The sequence below is a fragment of the Halorubrum laminariae genome (assembly GCF_024494655.1).
GTDB classification, from domain to species: Archaea; Halobacteriota; Halobacteria; order Halobacteriales; family Haloferacaceae; genus Halorubrum; species Halorubrum laminariae.
Map to the genome: position 1 here is coordinate 111,578 of NZ_JANHDL010000005.1, position 16,391 is coordinate 127,968.

Here is a 16,391-nt window from a genome sequence, read left to right on the forward strand (position 1 = left end):
TCGGGACGGCCAGCGGTTCGCTTGCGAGCCCGCCGCGTTCAGAGGATTCGATATCGTCCGCCGGACTCAGAGAGGTCTCCGCGGCGCGTCAGCTTTTCGAGAATCGTCCGAGCAGTCTCTGCAGACATACCGTGATCCGCCGCGCGCTCGACGACGGCCGCCTCGGTGGGATCGTCTGCCGCCTCGACGGCGTGTCGAACGATCTCAGTGCGACTCTTCGAGTCCGACCTACCACCCTCCGCGCGGGCTCCAGCCTCGGCAACCGCGTCCGCGTCGATCCCCGCGGCTTCGAGGTACTCGTCGTCGTCAACGCCGGCGTCGTCGACGGCGTGTTCGAGTTCCGAGACATGCGCCACGTCGGCGAACGCCGCGCTCTCGTCGCGCTTCTTCGCGAGCAGGGCGGCGCGAGCCTCGCGGGCGGCCGCGCGGTCGTCGGACTCGAAGAAGCGCTTGAGTTTCGTCGTTCGATGGGTCTTCCCGCAGCGCGGACAGGTCGCGCTGTCGCTCGTCTGCGGGTCGGAGAGCAGCCACATGGCCGCACACTCGTTGCAGCCGACGACCGCGTACATACATCCGCGTTCGCCGGGATCGGGTTTGAATCCTCGGTCGCCGGCCGGTTCGACCGTCCGTCGCCGACTCACACCCGGATCTCGATCAGCAGGTCCGACTCGGGCGAGTCGCCCATCATGTCGCGGACCCGGTCCCACGAGAGGTCGACGCGGGCGGTCACGGCCTCGGCCGCGAGCGCACCGCAGGCGTTTCCGACGAGAAGCGGCACCTGATAGTCCCGCGGGTCGTGTGAGAATCTGCCGTCGATCACGTGGGGGTCGCGGAGGGCCGCGCCAAGGAAGCCGGCTGCGAACGCGTCGCCCGCGCCCGTTGTGTCGACGGGATCGATGTCGAACCCGGGGTGTGAGACATCGCCGTGTGGAGTCCGGATCGTCGCGCCGTCGCTCCCGAGTTTGATCGCGACGACGCGGTCGTCGGGCTCCCACGGGTCGATGTCGGTCGCCGCGGCGAGCGCGTCGGCCTCGCGGTCGTTCAAGAAGAGCACGTCGGTCGCGCGGAGCGCAGCGTCGAACTCGCGGTCCCCGGCGCGTCGTCCGGGGTCAAAGCTCCGGGTCGCGCCCGCCTCGCCCGCGGCCGTCGCCATCGCGGCGGCGGTCTCCGGTTGCTGGCTGGTGAGGTGGAGGTGGTCGGCCGCGCGAAGCGTGTCGGGGTCGAACTCGGCCGCCGAGAACGACTCGTTCGCGCCGTCGTTCGCCAGCATCAACAGCTCCCCGTCGCCGTCAACGATCACGTACTTCACCGAGGTCGGCGCGTCGGCGTCGACGAGCACCTGTCCGGGGTCAACGCCGGCGCTCGCCAGTTCGCGGAGCGCCAGTGCGCCCGACTCGTCGCCGCCGACACTCCCGTAGACGACCGACTGACCGCCGAGACCGACGAGGCCGACCGCGACGTTCGCGGCGCTGCCGCCGCCCGACTGTTCGAGCCGCTCGATGCGGGTCTCGCCGTCCGGCTCGGGCAGCCGATCGACGTGGATCGTCACGTCCCAGTTGATATGGCCGGCCGAGACTACCTTCGGCACGCGGCCGGCCGACTCCGGCTCTAGGTCGGGATCGTCAACGGGGTCGTCACTGCCGGTCGAATCGGAATCGTCGACGGGGTCGTCACTAGGTGCGTCAGCGTCTCCGGCAGGATTCGGGTCCTCCGTCGAGTCGTCGTCCGCCGACTCCCACTCGGTGACCTCCTCGTTCCACTCCGCCACTTCGGCCTCCCAGTCGTTCGGCCTCGTTCCGCGCTCGGTGGGGCCGTCGTCACCCTCTCCGTTCATGGTTCTTCCCACGGTTCCACGGCTCCTTCTCCGAACAGCTCTCGCATCAACGTCACGATGCTTTCGGGGGGGAACTGCCCCTGTTCCGTGACAATCGCATCCATGTACCGCGGCGGCGTCACGTCGAACGCCGGGTTCTCGACGGCTATCTCGCCGACCGCTTCTCGGGCCTCTTGATCGATCACTTCGCTCTCGTCGCGCATCTCGATTTCGACGGTGTGGCCCGTCAGCGTCTCCGGGTGGAGCTTGATCGTTTGGGCCGCGGTCATGATCGGGACGCCGCGCTCGCGGGCGTTAACGGCGAGCCCCGACGTACCGATCTTGTTTATCACGCCGCCGTCGGCGGCGATCGAGTCGGCCCCGACGAGGACGTGGTCGACCTCGTCGAGGTACCGACGCGCCGCGGAGTCGACGATGAGTGTAACCGGGACGCCGGCGTCGCGCAACTGCTCGGCGGTGATGTGCCCCTGCTGGCGCGGGCGCGTCTCCTTGACGACCGCCGAGATCGACTTCCCCTGTTCGACGGCGGCCTCGATACACGCGAGCGCGTCCGTCGAATGACAGTGGGTCATCACGGTGTCGCCGTCGGTGAGGCGGTTCGCGCCGACGCGACCCAAGTCCTCCTGTGCGCGGTCCAGCTGCCTGACGAACGCCTCGCTCGCGTCAACGACGCTCCGTCTGAGGGCGTCGACCGAGTCACCCTCCATCCGCTGGAGGACGTACCGGAGGGCGTTCGGCAGCGACACCGCGGTCGGCCGGGTCTCGCGGAGCGTCCGCGCGGCCGATCGAATCGACGTGCGGAATGCCGACGGATCGCTCGCGGTCTCCCCACCCCCGGCCGCCGCGCGGGCCTGCACGGCGAGTGCCTCCGCGGCCGCCGAGGCGATGGTCGCCGCCCCACGGATCTCCATCGTCGCGATCGAGTCGGCGATCTCTCGCACCGCAGCCGCCGGTTCCGTGTCAGTCATACCGATCCGGTAGCCCGCCCGGTATTTATAAAACCGGGCGAGCGAGCCGTCCGTCTCGTTACGTCCCGATTCGCAGCTACTCGTCTCCGACGTCCGGCTGTTGTCCGTAGCTCGCGAAGCGCTCTTCGACGGTCGACAGCTGCTCGTCGGTGAGCACGTGCGGGGTGCCGACCGACGACGCTCGGAGATAAAGCCGGCAGAGGTCCTCGACGTGGCGGGCGTTCTCGACCGCCGTCTCGATGTCGGAGCCGGTGACGACGAGCCCGTGGTTCGCGAGGATCGCGGCGTCGGAGTCGGCCTCGGCCATCGCACCCACGACGTTCGCCGCGAGTTCCTCCGTGCCGAAGGGGGCGTAGTCGGCGAGCGGAACCTCGCGCCCCACGGCGACGATCATGTAGTGGACCGGGGGGAGCTTCCGATGGAGCGTCGCCATCGTCGTCGCCCACGGCGAGTGGGTGTGGACGATAGCGCCCGGTCTGTCGTGTTTATAAATTCCCGTGTGCATCGGCACCTCGCTCGACGGGGCCATCCGCCCCGCCAGCCGCTCGCCGTCCAGCGAGACGACCGGCACGTCGCCCGCGTCGAACGCGTCGTACGGGACCCCGGTGGGCGTGACCGCGATCGCGTCGCCGTCGCGGACGCTCAGGTTTCCGGTTCGCCCTGGTGTCAGATCTGCGAGCGCCGGCGCGTACTCGACGACGGCCTTGCGGGCGTCGCGCAGGCGATCGAGATTTTCCTCGGGGTCATCGCGGGTCAAAGCGCCACCTCGCGAAGCTCGTCGAACGCGTCCAGCCGGACATCCGGTCGATCTGGTTCGGCGATCTCGTCCGTGGCGGGTACGTCGCCGTCGGCGACGAACAGCGCCGTGTCCATTCCGAGGGCGTTCCCGCCGCCGATGTCTGCTTCGAGATTGTCTCCGACCACGAGCGCGTCGCTCGGGCGACAATCGAGCGACGCGAGCGCCGTCGTGAACGGGAGCGCGCTCGGCTTCTCTCGCCCGACCTCCTCGGAGGTGACGAGCCGGTCGATCCGGTCGTCAATCTCCAGCCGCGAGAGCTTCTGCAGCTGGACGCGAGTGGTGAGATTCGTGACGACGGCCACCGCGATTCCGGCGTCCGCGAGCGCGTCGACGGTGCGCTCGACGCCGTCACAGAGCGCCATCGCGTCGATGTACCCGTCCCAGTAGGCGTCACCGACCGCGAGCGCGGTCTCGGCGTCGTGCTCGTCGGCGTACTTTCGGAGGGCTCGCTTGAAGTAGATGTGTCGCGAGTGAGAAGCCGCCGTGCCGCGAGTCTCGCGTTTCGTCTCTCGGCGGCCGGTCGCGTACAGGTCGTCGAACGTCGACCGGTCCATGTCGTACCCGCACTCACGGAAGGCGGCGAGCGCGGCCCGCTTACCCGCCTCGTTGCACGGCGCGTACGGGTACAGGGTGTTGTCGAGGTCGAAGCAGACCGCCTCGTAGCTCATGTCACCACCCTCGGCGCGGCGGCGACTTAAGGCTGATTAGCGCTGGTGAGCCCATCAGCGAGTGCCAATTGTAGGTGCGGTGGCGCGCCTCCGAGCGGCCGACAGGCCGCGAGGAGTCCGCGAGGGACGCGGTGAGCGCTCGGAGAGCGCGAACCGCGAGGCTGGGGAGGCGTGAGGTGCGGTTGCGGTGCTGTGGGGATGGGACGGGGATCAAAAGGGGCAGTCACCGGCGGCTGCCAGAGGCGCGAAGCGACTGGGGCTTTGAAGGTGTTCATCGCCGATCTACCAGCACCAGAAATCAGACGTGCTCGCTCACCTCTCGCTCCCTACTTCGAACCCGCTCCATACCTGCGGCTCGTAGAGTTACTCGCCACAGGTATGGGCTCGGGCGGGTTCGAACCGGAGAAAGACGGTCGTCTCGCTTCGCTCGACGCTGCGTCTTTCAGGGTTCGACCGCCCTCACATAATTTCAGTGACTCACTTCGTTCGTCCGATAAATGGGCTCGGGCGGGTTCGAACCGGAGTCGCTCCCGTTCGCTCGCTGTGCTCGCTCACCTTCCGCTCCCTGATTCGAACTCGCTCCATACCTGCGGCTCGTAGAGTTACTCGCCACAGGTATGGGCTCGGGCGGGTTCGAACCGCCGACCTCAGCCTTGTAAAGGCCGCGTCATGACCAGCTAGACCACGAGCCCTCACCGTTTCAACCGGTTGAGAGCGGAAAACGGTTTCTTTCTCCGCCGCCAACGTCGGCCGTGCGCCGCCGTGCCCTCGGTCTCGCCGCGACCGCGTCCCTCGTCACGCTCCTCGTCGCCGTCGCGCTCGCCGGCGATCCGTCCCTCCTAATCGCGGGATACGAGACGACCACCGTCGAGACGGTCGACGGGGAGACGAACGCGTCGCTCGGGTCCGTCGAGGTCCGCGTCGCCGACGGGCCCGTGAAACAGTACGTCGGGCTCTCTGAGACGGACGCCCTCCCCGACGACCGAGGGATGCTGTTCGTCCACGGCGACTCAGCCGAACGCGCCTACGTGATGCGGGACATGGCGTTCGGGCTCGACATCGTGTTCGCCGACGCCGACGGAACGATAACCGCGATCCACGAGGCGGAGCCGGAAGGTCGGCCGCTCACTCGGTACCGCGGCACGGGACGGTACGTCCTCGAAGTGCCGCGCGGCTGGAGCGACCGACACGGCGTCACGCCCGGCGATCGACTCGTCTTCGATATCGGGTAGCGAGGCGGACTCGACGCCGGATCTCGGAGCGGCCGGAGGACCGCGGCGGCCGCGCCGTCGGCGACGAAACCGATTTCCGCCTCGCAGGCGTCCGCCCGAACATGACCGGCCTCCTCCGGCGGATCGCGTGGAACCTGCGACACCGCTGGCGGCGGGTGTTCGCCCTGCTCGTGCTCGGTGGCGGCGTCGCGGCCCCCCTCGTATCCGGCGTCTGGTGGACGCTCCCGCTCGTCTGGTTTTTCGGCCTGTTCGTCGCGCTCCCCGTCCTCCACACGCTGACGAAACCCCTCCCCGACGCGACCGACGGAGCGCGAAACGCGGACGCCGAATCGCCCGACCCCGCGCTCGACGCGCTACGTGAACGCTACGCCCGCGGCGAGATTGGCGACGAGGAGTTCGAGCGGAAACTAGACCGGCTCCTCGAAACAGAGGACGCCGAGACCGCGGACGGCGTCCGCTCGACCGACAACGACCTCACGGACCGGGTTCGCGACGGGATCCGACGCGAGATGGAGCGGGCGCGCGAGTGATGGCGAGCGTGCTGACGTTTCCGGTTCGCGGGTCACCCCGGGTCGACTCGCTTCTCGTCGGCGGCGGCCTCCATCTGCTCGCGGTGTGGGTTCCCCTGCTCCCGCTTATCGCGGTCGCCGGCTACCTGTCGCGGGTGCTCGCGGCGACCGCGACCGCCGAGTCACACGTCGACCCGGATCGACCGGATTGGCGACCGGTCGGCGCGCTGCTTTTCGACGGATTCCGACTGACCGCGACAACGGTCGGATACCTCGCCGTGCCGGTCGCCCTCCTCGTGGTGACGCTCGGCGGCCCGCTCGAAGGGTTCGATCCGACCGGAACGACGGACGGACTGCTGTTCACGATCGGTTCGACGGTGTCGACGCTGCTCGCGGCCGCGATCTGCTATCCGCTCCCGGCGGCGCTCGCCGCGGTCGCCCGCGAGGGAACGCTGCGCGCGGCGGTCGATAGGTCGCTCGTCGGCGCGGCCGCACAGGACGCCGGCTACCTCGTCGCGACGCTGCTCGCCGCCGGTGGGCTCGGTCTCGCCGCCGCGCTGTACGAACCGCTGAACGCGGTCGCGCTCGGCTTTTTTTGTGCGTTCTACGTCGAGGTCGTCGCCGCCGCCGCGGTGGGACGGGCAACCGGCCGGGCGTGGCGACGCCGCGGCGTCTGAGCGGTCGTCGAACCGAGTGCGGTCGTCGGAGGAACCGATCGCGACGAGAAGCAGTGTGGGGAAAAGGTGTGAGCGATGGGAACGGCGACCGCGGTGTGAGCGACGGGAACGTCGGCCGAGATCAGACGCGCGCGTCGTCCAGTTCGGCCTCATCGAGCGAGCGGTTGTGGAGCGCGTCGCCGGAGTTGCCGTCAAACACGTGGATCGCGTTCTCGGGGATCGTAACGCGCACCTCCGCTCCGCTCTCGATCCGGCGGAGGCCGTTCACGGTCGCGACGAGGTCGGGCCCGTCCGCGAGCGAGAGGTGGACGACGTTCTCGTCGCCCATCGGCTCGACCACGGCGACGGTCGCGTCGAACGCGTGGCCGCCGTCGGCCGCGTCGTCGGCGTCCGCGGCCGGGTCGACGGACAGGTCCTCGGGCCGGATCCCGAGCGTCGCGTCGTCGGCTTCGGAGACCGCCGCACCCACCTCGTCGGCGAGCGGGTAGCGGAACGCCTCGTTGACCAGCGTCGCGTCCTCGACCGCGCAGTCGACGAAGTTCATCGACGGCTCGCCGATGAACCCGGCGACGAACTGGTTCGCGGGGCGGTGGTACGCTTCGAGCGGCGTCGCCACCTGCTGGAGTTCGCCGGCGTCGAGGATGGCGATGCGGTCGCCCATCGTCATCGCCTCCGTCTGGTCGTGCGTGACGTAGACGGTCGTGGTGTCCAGATCGTCCTGTAGCTGCTGCAGTTCCGTCCGCATCTGAGACCGGAGCTTCGCGTCGAGGTTGCTGAGCGGCTCGTCCATCAGGAACGCCTTCGGCTCGCGCACGATGGCGCGACCGAGCGCGACGCGCTGCCGCTGGCCGCCGGAGAGCGCGCCGGGCTTCCGGTCGAGCAGTTCGGTGATGTCGAGCAGCTCGGCCGTCTCGTCGACCCGCCCGTCCATCTCGTCGTCGCTGAGGTCGGTCGACTCCTCCAGTCCGAACCGCATATTCTGGCGGACGGTCATGTGCGGGTACAGCGCGTAGCTCTGGAACACCATCGCGATGTCCCGCTCCGCCGGCCCCTGCTCGTTCATCCGATCGCCGTCCAGACGGATCTCGCCGTCCGTGATCGTTTCGAGCCCGGCGACCATCCGGAGGGTCGTGGACTTCCCACAGCCGGACGGACCGACGAGGACGAGGAACTCCCCGTCCGCGATGTCGACGTCCACGTCGTCTACAGCGAGGACGGAGCCGTCTCCCTCGCCGAATCGCTTCGTCACCGAGTCGAGTTCGAGTCGTGCCATTATGAGTCACCTGCGACGCCTTTCGCGAACTGTTCACCGAAGAGGACGTACACGACGAGCGTCGGTAGCGCCGCGACGAACGCCCCCGCCATCTGGAGGTTGAACTGCTGGACGAACGAGCCCTGAAGCTGGTTCAACGCGACTGTCACCACTTGGTTGGACGGGTTGCTGACCAGCACGATGGCGAACAGGAGGTCGTTCCAGATCTGCGTGAACTGGTAGATGAGCGTCACCGCGAAGATCGGGATCGACAGCGGCAGGATGATCCGTCGGTAGATCGTCGCCGCCGACGCCCCGTCCAGCCGCGCCGCCTCCAGCATCTCGTCGTCGATCGTCGCGTAGTACGATCGGAAAAGCACCGTACAGATCGGGATCCCGTAGGCGACGTGGGTGATGCTCAGGTTGATCAGCCCCTCGTTGTCGGCGACGATTGCAAGCGGGATTCGCCCGCCGATGTCGACGAACGACCAGAACTGCGTCAACGGCACCAGCACCGCCTGATACGGGATGAACACGCCGGCGACGAACAACACGAGTACCCCGAGTTGGCCGCGCCAGCTGAGGTTCGTCAGGCCGTAGGCCGCGAGCGATCCGAACAGCGCGGACAGCACGGTCGCCGGCACCGCCATCAGCGCGCTGTTCAGCAGCCCGGTCGAGAGTCGCTCGAAGGCCGTCCCCCACGCGGAGATGGTGAATTCGCCGGCCGGCGGCGGCGCGAACGGCGTCGTCGTCCGGAACCCGTCCGGCGTCTTGAACGCCGTCATGAACCCGGATTCGAGCGGTGCGAGGTAAAAGGCTACGAGCGCGAGCAGCACCGTGTACAGCGCGACGCGCGAGCGATCGAGGCTCGCGACCGTCGAGCGGAGCCGTGCCGCCGTGCTCATAGCTCACCCCGCCGGTACTGGACGTAGAGGTACGGACCGATCACGCCGAGCGTCATCGCGAACAACACCATCGCGACCGCCGAGCCGTACGCCCACTGGATCCGGTCGAACGCGACGCGGTACATCATCACCGAAAGGATGTCGGCCGACTGCCCGGGGTTGACGCCGAACAGCACGAACAGGAAGTCGAACGCCTTGAGCGCGAACACGACGAGCACGACCGCCGCGGACATCGTGGAGGCCCGTAGCTGCGGGATGATCACGCGCCAGTAGAGCTTGATCGTCGACGCGCCGTCGATGCGGGCCGCCTCGTACTGGGATTTCGGTATCGCGCGGAGTCCGGCGAGATACACAACCATGCAGTACCCCGAGAACTGCCACATCAGCGCAAAGATTATCGCCGCCAGCTTGAACTGCGGGTCCGCGAGCCACGCCTGCGTGAACGCGTCGAGGCCGACCCCGCGGAGGGCCTCGTTGATGAGTCCGTTCGAGGGGTTGTACATCCACGACCAGAAGATCGCGGTGACGACAAAGGAGAGGCTCATCGGCAGCAGGTAAATCGTCCGGAACGTGTTCTCGATCCGGATCTTCTGGTCGACGAGGATCGCCACGAGCAACCCGAGGATCAGCGAGAACACCGTGAACGCGAGGAGCAACACTAGCGTGTTCCGGAACGCCGCGTGGAACGACGGATCAGAGAGTAGCCGCGTGTACATCTCCGTCGACAGCGACGAGTAGTCGGGGCTACCGAGCCCCTCCCATCCGGTCAGCGAGATGACGAAGTTCCACGCGATGGCCCCGTACACGAAGAAAAACACCAAGACCGCCGGCGGTCCCCAGAACGGGATCGATTCGAGGAACCGACTGCGACGGAGCCGGTCGAGCGCAGACGCGTCGTCCCCGACGGTCGAGTTCGACGCATCGCCCGCGCTGTCGGCGACGGTGCCGCCATCGGTGCGCACCGGTGGCTCATCGGCGATTACCGTATCGTCACCGTCGCGTACCGGCTCTGCGTCGGATTTCGACTCGTCGGTTTCGCGCGTCAGCGCCGCAAAAATCCGTGACGTCATCGGCTCAGAACGAGTTGGCGATGCCTTCGTAGGCGGCGTCGACGTCTTGGTTGCCGTTGAAGTTGGCGAAGACCTCCTCAAGCGAGGACTGGATCGCCGGGGCGACCGCCGTTCCGTGGGCGATTGCCGGCGGCTGGGTGTTCGAATTCTGGAAGTCCTCGAACTGACGCGAGAGGAAGTCGCCGAACTCGTCCATCGGCACGTCGGTACGCGGCGGGATCGATCCCTTGATCGGGTTGAACCGCTCTTGGGCGTCAACCGAGCCTGCGTAGTTGAGGAACTGCTCTGTCGCTTCCGGCGAGGGGTTCCCCGTCGGGAAAACGAACGAGTCGATGACGGACTGGTAGACGCTAGAGGTGCCGGGGAACGGCACCATATCCCAATCACTCTCGAACTCGAAGTCCTCGGCCGACTTGTACTGACCGGCCGCCCAGTCGCCTTGGTGGAGGAACGCGGCGTCGCCGGAGATGACATCGTTGTTCCCCTGGTCCCAGCTGATCGATCCGGCATCCTCGGGGATGTAGTTGAGGTACTCGGCGAGGAGTTCGAGCGCCGAGCGGACCTCGTCTTCGAGCGAGGAGACGTCGCCGCCGATCAGGGTCTGGTAGGCGTCGACGCCCTGTTCGCCGATGAAGATGTTCTCCCACAGCTGGAGCGAAGACCACGGGCTCTGGGTCTGGTGAACTAACGGGGTAACGTCTGTCTCCGCGTCGAGCGTCTCGAAGACGCCGAGGAGCCCCTGCGGACCGTCGATGTCGGTGGCGTCGACACCCGCGTCGTCGAGGACGCTGACGTTGTAAAACAGGTTGTTCAGCCGGTGGATATTGATCGGGACCGCGACGAGGTTCCCCGCGGGCTGCGCGAGGTCGACCACATCGTCGAGGTACGCGTTCCGCATCTCCTCGTCCCAGACGGAGTCGCCGATGTCTTCGAGGAGCCCCTCACCGGTGTAGGGCGTGAGCGCCTGACCGGGCCAGATCTGGAACGTGCTCGGCGGATTCCCATCGATGACGCGGTTCTGGACGACCGTGTCGATCGCGGAGCCCGCGCCACCCGGTGCCGGGTTGTCCACGATTTCGACATCCGGATACTCCTCTCGGAAGCCGTCGAGGAGGGCCTGATACGCGTCCTGTTCGCCACCGGCGGTCCACCAGTGGATGATCTCCAGTTCGGTGGAGCCATCGGAGCCGTCATCGCTGCCGTCGCTGCCGTCGGAACCGTCAGAGCCGTCAGAGCCGTCAGAGCCATCAGAGCCGTCGGACCCATCTGTCCCGTCGCCACCGTCGCCGCCGCCCGAACACCCGGCGATCCCCACGGTCGCGAGGGTACCAGCGCCTGCAACGTAGTGTCGGCGAGTGAGCCGATCAGCGTCCTCGGTCGGACTGTCTCGTGTCATGTACGCTTGCGTTTCAAACCACGCGTACTTAACGATTGATGTTCATTTACTCAGAAAATTAATAAAAATCATAGACGCCGTTTCACGGCCTCAGATCCGCGAAAACGCTGTATCGTAGAGACGCGAAACAGCCGACGCCCGACCGTCAACGCGCAGCGATATCGGATCGAGAGGAGGCGCTCGAACCGCTCCCGCGTCGGGGCCGTCGCCCCCTCGCGGCCCCGCGGTACACCGGTCAGTTCGTCTCGCCCGTGCTGTTCGGCCCGCTCGTTCCGGCGTTCGGCGTCCGCGGCGTGTTCGCTGCGGCGGCGGTCGCGGCCGCCGCGGGCGGAGTCGCCCTCGCGGTCGGGCTCGCGCGGCGGCGGTGATCCGCCGGTCGGGATCGGCGAAGGAGACTCCGCAGCCTCGACGCGGAGACGACCGACCGATTCTTGAGCGCTCGTCACCGAGGATTCGACATGGAGGGACCGCTGTGGATCGACGCGCACGCTCCCGCGCTCGACGAGATCCGGCAGGACGAGGCACGCGAGCGGCTGGAGCGCGCGGTCGACGAGCCGATGAATCTCGTCGTGCAGGGGCCGCCGGGCGTCGGGAAAACGGCGGCGACGCGGGCGCTGACGCGGACCGCACACGACCACCCTGAAAGCGACCTGATCGAGATCAACGTCGCCGACTTCTTCGGACGAACGAAAAAAGAGATCCGGACCGACCCCCGCTTCGAGGGGTTCCTGCAGGGGCGAAGCCGGATGGCGAAACGCGACATGATAAATCGGGTTCTGAAGGAGTCGGCGTCGTACGCGCCGATGTCCGGCGAGTACAAGACGATCCTGCTCGACAACGCCGAGGCCATCCGGGAGGACTTCCAGCAGGCGCTCCGGCGCGTGATGGAAAAACACCACCGGACCACGCAGTTCGTGATCGCGACGCGCCAGCCGTCGAAGCTCATCGCGCCGATCCGGTCGCGGTGTTTCCCGGTACAAGTCCGGTCGCCGACCACCGACGAGACGATCGACGTCCTCGAAACGATCTGCGAGCGCGAGGGCGTGTCGTACGACGCCGACGGGCTGGAGTTCGTCGCCAGCGCAGCCGGCGGCGACCTCCGCGAGGCGATCCTCTCGGCGCAGGCGACCGCGGTCGAGGGCGACGAGATTACGATGTCGACCGCCTACGAGACGCTCGGCGAGGTCGGCGACGACGACGCGATCCGGGAGGCGCTCGCCGCCGCGAAGGAGGGGGAGTTCGCCGACGCGCGCTCGGCGCTCGACGACCTGCTCGACGAGGGAGGATACGACGGCGGAGAGCTGCTCCGCGAGACCCTCCGCGTCGCTCGCGCCGGCTCGGCGTACGACGGCGCAGATCTCGCTCGGCTCCACGTGCTCGCCGGCGAGGCCGACCTCGATCTGACGGACGGGCTCGACGACCGGCTCCACCTCACGCACCTGCTGGCGGCGTGGGCCGCCGGCCGCACCGAACTCGACCCGCCGCTTCGCGACCCCGCGGGGGCCTGACGTGACCCGCGATCCTCCGCTCGCCCGGGTGCTCCCGTTCCCGGTCGTCGACAACGGGTGGCGGCTGGCGCTCGTCCCCGCGCTCGCGGCCGCCGTGACGCTGCCGCTCGCACCGCCCGTCGGCGTCGCCCTGACGGCGCTCGCGCTCGGCGTGCTCTGGTTCCATCGGGACCCCGACCGCGCGCCCCCGGACGCCGAGGGTGTCGTCGTCGCGCCCGCGGACGGCACGGTCTCCGTGATCCGCGAGGAGGGGAACCGGATCCGAGTGGGTGTGTTTATGAACGTCACCGACGTGCACGTGAACCGCGCGCCGCTCCCCGGGACGGTCCGAGAGGTCAGACACCGCCCCGGCGCGAACCGCCCGGCCTTCGACAAGGAGTCCGACCGCAACGAGCAGGTCGCGATCGACTGCGGCGAGTACGAACTCCTCGTGATCGCCGGCTGGTTCGCCCGCCGGATCCACCCGTCCGTCGAACCCGGAGACGCCGTCGATCGCGGCGAGCGAATCGGCCACGTCTCGTTCGGCTCGCGCGCCGACGTGGTGTTGCCGGCGGACGTGCGCGAGGGCGACCTCCGCGTCGCCGAGGGCGAGTCGGTCCGAGCGGGCGAGACGATCATTGCCGAGCGACCCTGACGCGGTCGACAGGGCGACCCTGACGGTCGTCGCCGACGCTCACCACACAGTCGACTACGCGGCCGCGTTCTCTACCCGCGACGCCCACGCGACACCCGTCGGCCACCTATTTATCCGGCCGCGACCACGAGTCGTCCATGATCGCATCACGCCCGCCTGACGACCCCGGAGTCCGGGAGTTCGCGGCGACGATCGAGTCCGTCGACGGGCGCGAGATCGTCCTCGACGAGACGTACTTCTACCCCGAATCGAGCGAACAGCCGGCTGACCGCGACCCCGACACCACTCTCGTCGTCGACGCAGTCACGGACATGTTCAGCGGCGGGGGCGGCGGGGCCCCAACGTTCGCGCAGGCGGGCGGCCTCGACGCGGAGCCGAACGACGTGGTCACGTGGCCGCGAGAACGATGACCGGGAAGCTCGACCCCGCGGCGCTCGCGGAGGTTCTCGCGGCGACCGGCGCGGCGGACCCAGCAGTCGCGACCGGCCCCGCCTACGGCGAGGACGCGGCGGCGATCGACCTCGCCGGCGCAGACGAGACGCTCGTCGTCGCCGCCGACCCCCTGTCGCTTGCGGCGGACGCGGTCGGCGAGCTGGCGGTTCACGTCGCCTGCAACGACGTTGCCGCGAGCGGCGCTGACCCACGGTGGCTCACGCACACCCTCTTCCTGCCGGACGACGACGCCGCGCGCCGGCGAGTGGTGACCGAACAGGTGGACGAGACGGCAAGCGACTTGGGGGTCGCCATCGTCGGCGGCCACACCGAGGTGTTGCCGGCGCTCGCGCGGCCGCTCTGCTCGATGACCGCGCTCGGGACCACGGACCGGTTCGTCGAAAGCGGCGGCGCGGAGCCCGGCGACCGGCTCCTGCTCACGAAGGGCGCGGGCATCGAGGCGACGGCGATCCTCGCGACCGACTTCCGCGACGCGTGTCTGGACGCGAGCGTTCCGACCGAGACGCTCGATTCCGCCGCCGAGTTCCTCGACGACGTGAGCGTCGTTCCCGACGCGGCCGCAGTACGAGACGCCGCGACCGCTATGCACGACCCGACCGAGGGCGGCCTGCTGACCGCGCTCGTCGAGACCGCACGGGCGAGCGGGACTGCGCTTTCGGTCGATCGTGATCGTGTCCCGGTCCGTCCCGAGACGCGGGCCTGCTGTGACGCGCTCGGCGTCGACCCCCTGGCGACGTTCGGGTCGGGAGCGCTGCTCGCGGCGGTTCCGCCGGCACGTGTCGAGGACGCCCGTGACGCGCTCTCGGCGGTCGAGATCGACTCGGGCGTGATCGGCGAGGTTCGGAGAGACGAGTCGGTCGACGGCGACAACCCGAAAACGGCCGGCACGGTCTACCTCGACGGCGATCAGATCGCGGAGCCGCCGCGCGACGAGCTGTACCCGCTGTGGAAGTAGCCGGCGGTGAAGCCTCGGGGACAAGCCCCGAGGCTTCACCGTTTTGACCGCACGTCTCAAACAGGGCCGTGCCGTCGCAGGCAAATTTAATTCCCCCCGACCTTCCCGAGATGGGTCGGCTGGAATTCACACCTGAACGCTCGCTGCGTCCGTGAGGGTCGGCGGCTCCACCCCGCCCGACAACTCCCGTCGCACCACGTCGAAGACGCGGGTTTTGAGAGGAGTCGCATTTCTAAATCGTCTCAGTCAGCGTTGGATTACGGTCTTTAACCCGTCTTTGTGGGTCTCTGACTGTATCAACTGTACAAACCGTGGTTTCGTTAATCTTTCGACGGCCTTCACCCTCGGGGTCAAGCCCCGAGGCACTCGGCCTGCTCCGCCTGTAGAACGCTCCCGCACCACCCCGATCACCTTTTTCGGCGTGGGATCGAACTCGCGGGTATGACCGACGACGAGCCAGCCGATGACGTGGCCGACATCGCGGCCGATGCCGATACCGCAACCGACGCCGATACCGCGATCGTCACCGATACCCCGACCGACACTGCCGCCCCCGTCGGACCGGATCTCGCGGCCTACGACGCCGTCGTCTACGACCTCGACGGTACCTTGGTCGATCTCGCCGTCGACTGGGCCGCCGTCGCCGAGGCGGTGCTCAACGTGTACGCGGAACACGCGGTCAAGCCGCCGACGAGGGAGCTGTGGGAACTGCTCGGCGCGGCCGACGAGTACGGGATTCGCGCCCCCATCGAGGCGACGATCACGGAGTACGAGCGAACCGGCGCGCGCGAGTCGACGTTGCTCCCGCTCGGGCGGCGTCTCGCCGAGGCGGCCCGTGGGGCGACAGCGGATATCGAGGGGGAGACCGAGACCGCCGCCGTGACCGGCCCCGCGGTCGGCGTCTGCTCGCTCAACTCCGAGGTAGCCTGCCGCGTCGCGATCGAGACGCACGGGCTCGGCGGGGCGATCGATTCGGCTGCGATCGTCGGCCGCGACACCGCAGAGACGTACAAGCCCGACCCGGAGTCGCTGCTCGCGGCGGTCGAGCGTCTCGGGGCCGCGCCGGACCGGACGCTCTTCGTCGGCGATTCCGAGCGCGACGCCGTAACCGCGGAGCGCGCGGGCACCGACTACGCGTGGGTGACGGCGTTCAGCGATCGGTAGTTCGGCCGGGGTCAGCCGTCGTCATCCTCGTCTCCAGACGTTCCGCCGTCACCCGCCTCGTCTCCGGATGTTCCGCCGTCACCCGCTTCGGTGCGCTTTGCGTAGAGCGCGACGGCGACGGCGGTGAGAAACCAGATCGGCGCGCCGACGCGAGTCGCGAACGCGGCGCGGGCCCCCCACGTCTCCAAGGTGACAAGTGTGGAGAGGACGGCGACGGCCGGCGCGCCAACGAGGATGGTGACGACGAACGTCGTCTGCATCACCCAGCCGTAGTCGACGCCCTCGTAGTCGGCCCGCTCGACGGGTTGCACGACCCAGTCTCCGCGCCGGATCGACAAATCGGTGGCGGTCCGGCGCGGGTCATCTG

The 16,391-nt window shown here is 68.4% G+C and carries 20 protein-coding genes and 1 tRNA gene; 9 read left to right on the forward strand and 12 right to left on the reverse strand.

Annotated elements, in window-relative coordinates; all coding sequences use genetic code 11:
- Window positions 1-38: 38 nt before the first annotated feature.
- From NO887_RS10615 to NO887_RS10640, 6 genes are all read right to left on the reverse strand, one after another.
- Window positions 39-569: a DUF5817 domain-containing protein gene (locus NO887_RS10615; RefSeq protein ID WP_256418387.1), complete on the reverse strand. Its 531-nt coding sequence runs from the start codon at window positions 567-569 to the stop codon at window positions 39-41.
- A gap of 68 nt (window positions 570-637) precedes the next feature.
- On the reverse strand, window positions 638-1,834 hold the full coding sequence (locus NO887_RS10620) for an ATP-dependent ribose-1-phosphate kinase (protein WP_256418264.1): 1,197 nt from the start codon (window positions 1,832-1,834) through the stop codon (window positions 638-640).
- Window positions 1,831-2,802: a ribose 1,5-bisphosphate isomerase gene (locus NO887_RS10625; protein ID WP_256418265.1), complete on the reverse strand. Its 972-nt coding sequence runs from the start codon at window positions 2,800-2,802 to the stop codon at window positions 1,831-1,833. The genes NO887_RS10620 and NO887_RS10625 overlap by 4 nt, the downstream gene beginning before the upstream one ends.
- Window positions 2,803-2,878: 76 nt before the next feature.
- Entirely contained in the window at window positions 2,879-3,559 is a 681-nt protein-coding gene (locus NO887_RS10630) for a ribulose-1-phosphate aldolase (protein ID WP_256418266.1), read from the reverse strand.
- Entirely contained in the window at window positions 3,556-4,269 is a 714-nt protein-coding gene (locus NO887_RS10635) for a ribulose-1,5-bisphosphate 5-phosphatase (protein WP_256418267.1), read from the reverse strand. Before NO887_RS10635 ends, NO887_RS10630 begins: the two co-directional genes overlap by 4 nt.
- A gap of 618 nt (window positions 4,270-4,887) precedes the next feature.
- Window positions 4,888-4,961: transfer RNA gene (locus tag NO887_RS10640), tRNA-Val, on the reverse strand.
- Window positions 4,962-5,021: 60 nt separating this feature from the next.
- Between NO887_RS10640 and NO887_RS10645 the strand changes: the two genes are divergently transcribed.
- The 3 genes from NO887_RS10645 (at window position 5,022) to NO887_RS10655 (ending at window position 6,687) form a co-directional block, all read left to right on the forward strand.
- Complete coding sequence (locus NO887_RS10645; protein ID WP_256418269.1) at window positions 5,022-5,501, forward strand: DUF192 domain-containing protein; 480 nt, start codon at window positions 5,022-5,024, stop codon at window positions 5,499-5,501.
- 101 nt (window positions 5,502-5,602) lie between these two features.
- Window positions 5,603-6,031 (forward strand): SHOCT domain-containing protein, encoded by a 429-nt coding sequence (locus tag NO887_RS10650; RefSeq protein WP_256418271.1) that lies wholly within the window; start codon window positions 5,603-5,605, stop codon window positions 6,029-6,031.
- Window positions 6,031-6,687: a DUF4013 domain-containing protein gene (locus tag NO887_RS10655; protein WP_256418272.1), complete on the forward strand. Its 657-nt coding sequence runs from the start codon at window positions 6,031-6,033 to the stop codon at window positions 6,685-6,687. Before NO887_RS10650 ends, NO887_RS10655 begins: the two co-directional genes overlap by 1 nt.
- Before the next feature lie 121 nt (window positions 6,688-6,808).
- Here NO887_RS10655 and NO887_RS10660 read toward each other — a convergent pair whose 3' ends face one another.
- From NO887_RS10660 to NO887_RS10680, 5 genes are all read right to left on the reverse strand, one after another.
- Window positions 6,809-7,960, reverse strand: a complete 1,152-nt coding sequence (locus NO887_RS10660; protein ID WP_256418273.1) for an ABC transporter ATP-binding protein — start codon at window positions 7,958-7,960, stop codon at window positions 6,809-6,811.
- Window positions 7,960-8,844 carry a carbohydrate ABC transporter permease gene (locus NO887_RS10665; protein WP_256418274.1) on the reverse strand — a complete coding sequence of 295 codons (885 nt, stop codon included), beginning with the start codon at window positions 8,842-8,844 and terminating at the stop codon, window positions 7,960-7,962. Before NO887_RS10665 ends, NO887_RS10660 begins: the two co-directional genes overlap by 1 nt.
- Entirely contained in the window at window positions 8,841-9,914 is a 1,074-nt protein-coding gene (locus NO887_RS10670) for a carbohydrate ABC transporter permease (protein WP_256418275.1), read from the reverse strand. Before NO887_RS10670 ends, NO887_RS10665 begins: the two co-directional genes overlap by 4 nt.
- 4 nt (window positions 9,915-9,918) lie before the next feature.
- Entirely contained in the window at window positions 9,919-11,310 is a 1,392-nt protein-coding gene (locus tag NO887_RS10675) for an ABC transporter substrate-binding protein (protein WP_256418276.1), read from the reverse strand.
- A 68-nt stretch (window positions 11,311-11,378) separates the two neighbouring features.
- Window positions 11,379-11,798 carry a hypothetical protein gene (locus NO887_RS10680; protein WP_256418277.1) on the reverse strand — a complete coding sequence of 140 codons (420 nt, stop codon included), beginning with the start codon at window positions 11,796-11,798 and terminating at the stop codon, window positions 11,379-11,381.
- Between NO887_RS10680 and NO887_RS10685 the strand changes: the two genes are divergently transcribed.
- From NO887_RS10685 to NO887_RS10710, 6 genes are all read left to right on the forward strand, one after another.
- On the forward strand, window positions 11,769-12,818 hold the full coding sequence (locus NO887_RS10685) for an AAA family ATPase (protein WP_256418278.1): 1,050 nt from the start codon (window positions 11,769-11,771) through the stop codon (window positions 12,816-12,818). The genes NO887_RS10680 and NO887_RS10685 overlap by 30 nt on opposite strands.
- A gap of 1 nt (window position 12,819) precedes the next feature.
- Complete coding sequence (locus NO887_RS10690; protein WP_256418279.1) at window positions 12,820-13,452, forward strand: protein sorting system archaetidylserine decarboxylase; 633 nt, start codon at window positions 12,820-12,822, stop codon at window positions 13,450-13,452.
- Window positions 13,436-13,612 (forward strand): hypothetical protein, encoded by a 177-nt coding sequence (locus tag NO887_RS10695; protein WP_256418280.1) that lies wholly within the window; start codon window positions 13,436-13,438, stop codon window positions 13,610-13,612. Before NO887_RS10690 ends, NO887_RS10695 begins: the two co-directional genes overlap by 17 nt.
- Window positions 13,590-13,862, forward strand: a complete 273-nt coding sequence (locus tag NO887_RS10700) for an alanyl-tRNA editing protein (RefSeq protein ID WP_256418394.1) — start codon at window positions 13,590-13,592, stop codon at window positions 13,860-13,862. Before NO887_RS10695 ends, NO887_RS10700 begins: the two co-directional genes overlap by 23 nt.
- Complete coding sequence (locus NO887_RS10705; RefSeq protein WP_256418282.1) at window positions 13,859-14,860, forward strand: AIR synthase family protein; 1,002 nt, start codon at window positions 13,859-13,861, stop codon at window positions 14,858-14,860. Before NO887_RS10700 ends, NO887_RS10705 begins: the two co-directional genes overlap by 4 nt.
- 441 nt (window positions 14,861-15,301) lie before the next feature.
- Complete coding sequence (locus NO887_RS10710; RefSeq protein WP_256418284.1) at window positions 15,302-16,024, forward strand: HAD family hydrolase; 723 nt, start codon at window positions 15,302-15,304, stop codon at window positions 16,022-16,024.
- Window positions 16,025-16,035: 11 nt separating this feature from the next.
- On the opposite strand, the gene NO887_RS10715 is transcribed toward NO887_RS10710, so the two are convergent.
- Entirely contained in the window at window positions 16,036-16,335 is a 300-nt protein-coding gene (locus tag NO887_RS10715; RefSeq protein WP_256418285.1) for a DUF5822 domain-containing protein, read from the reverse strand.
- Between the last annotated feature and the right edge of the window lie 56 nt (window positions 16,336-16,391).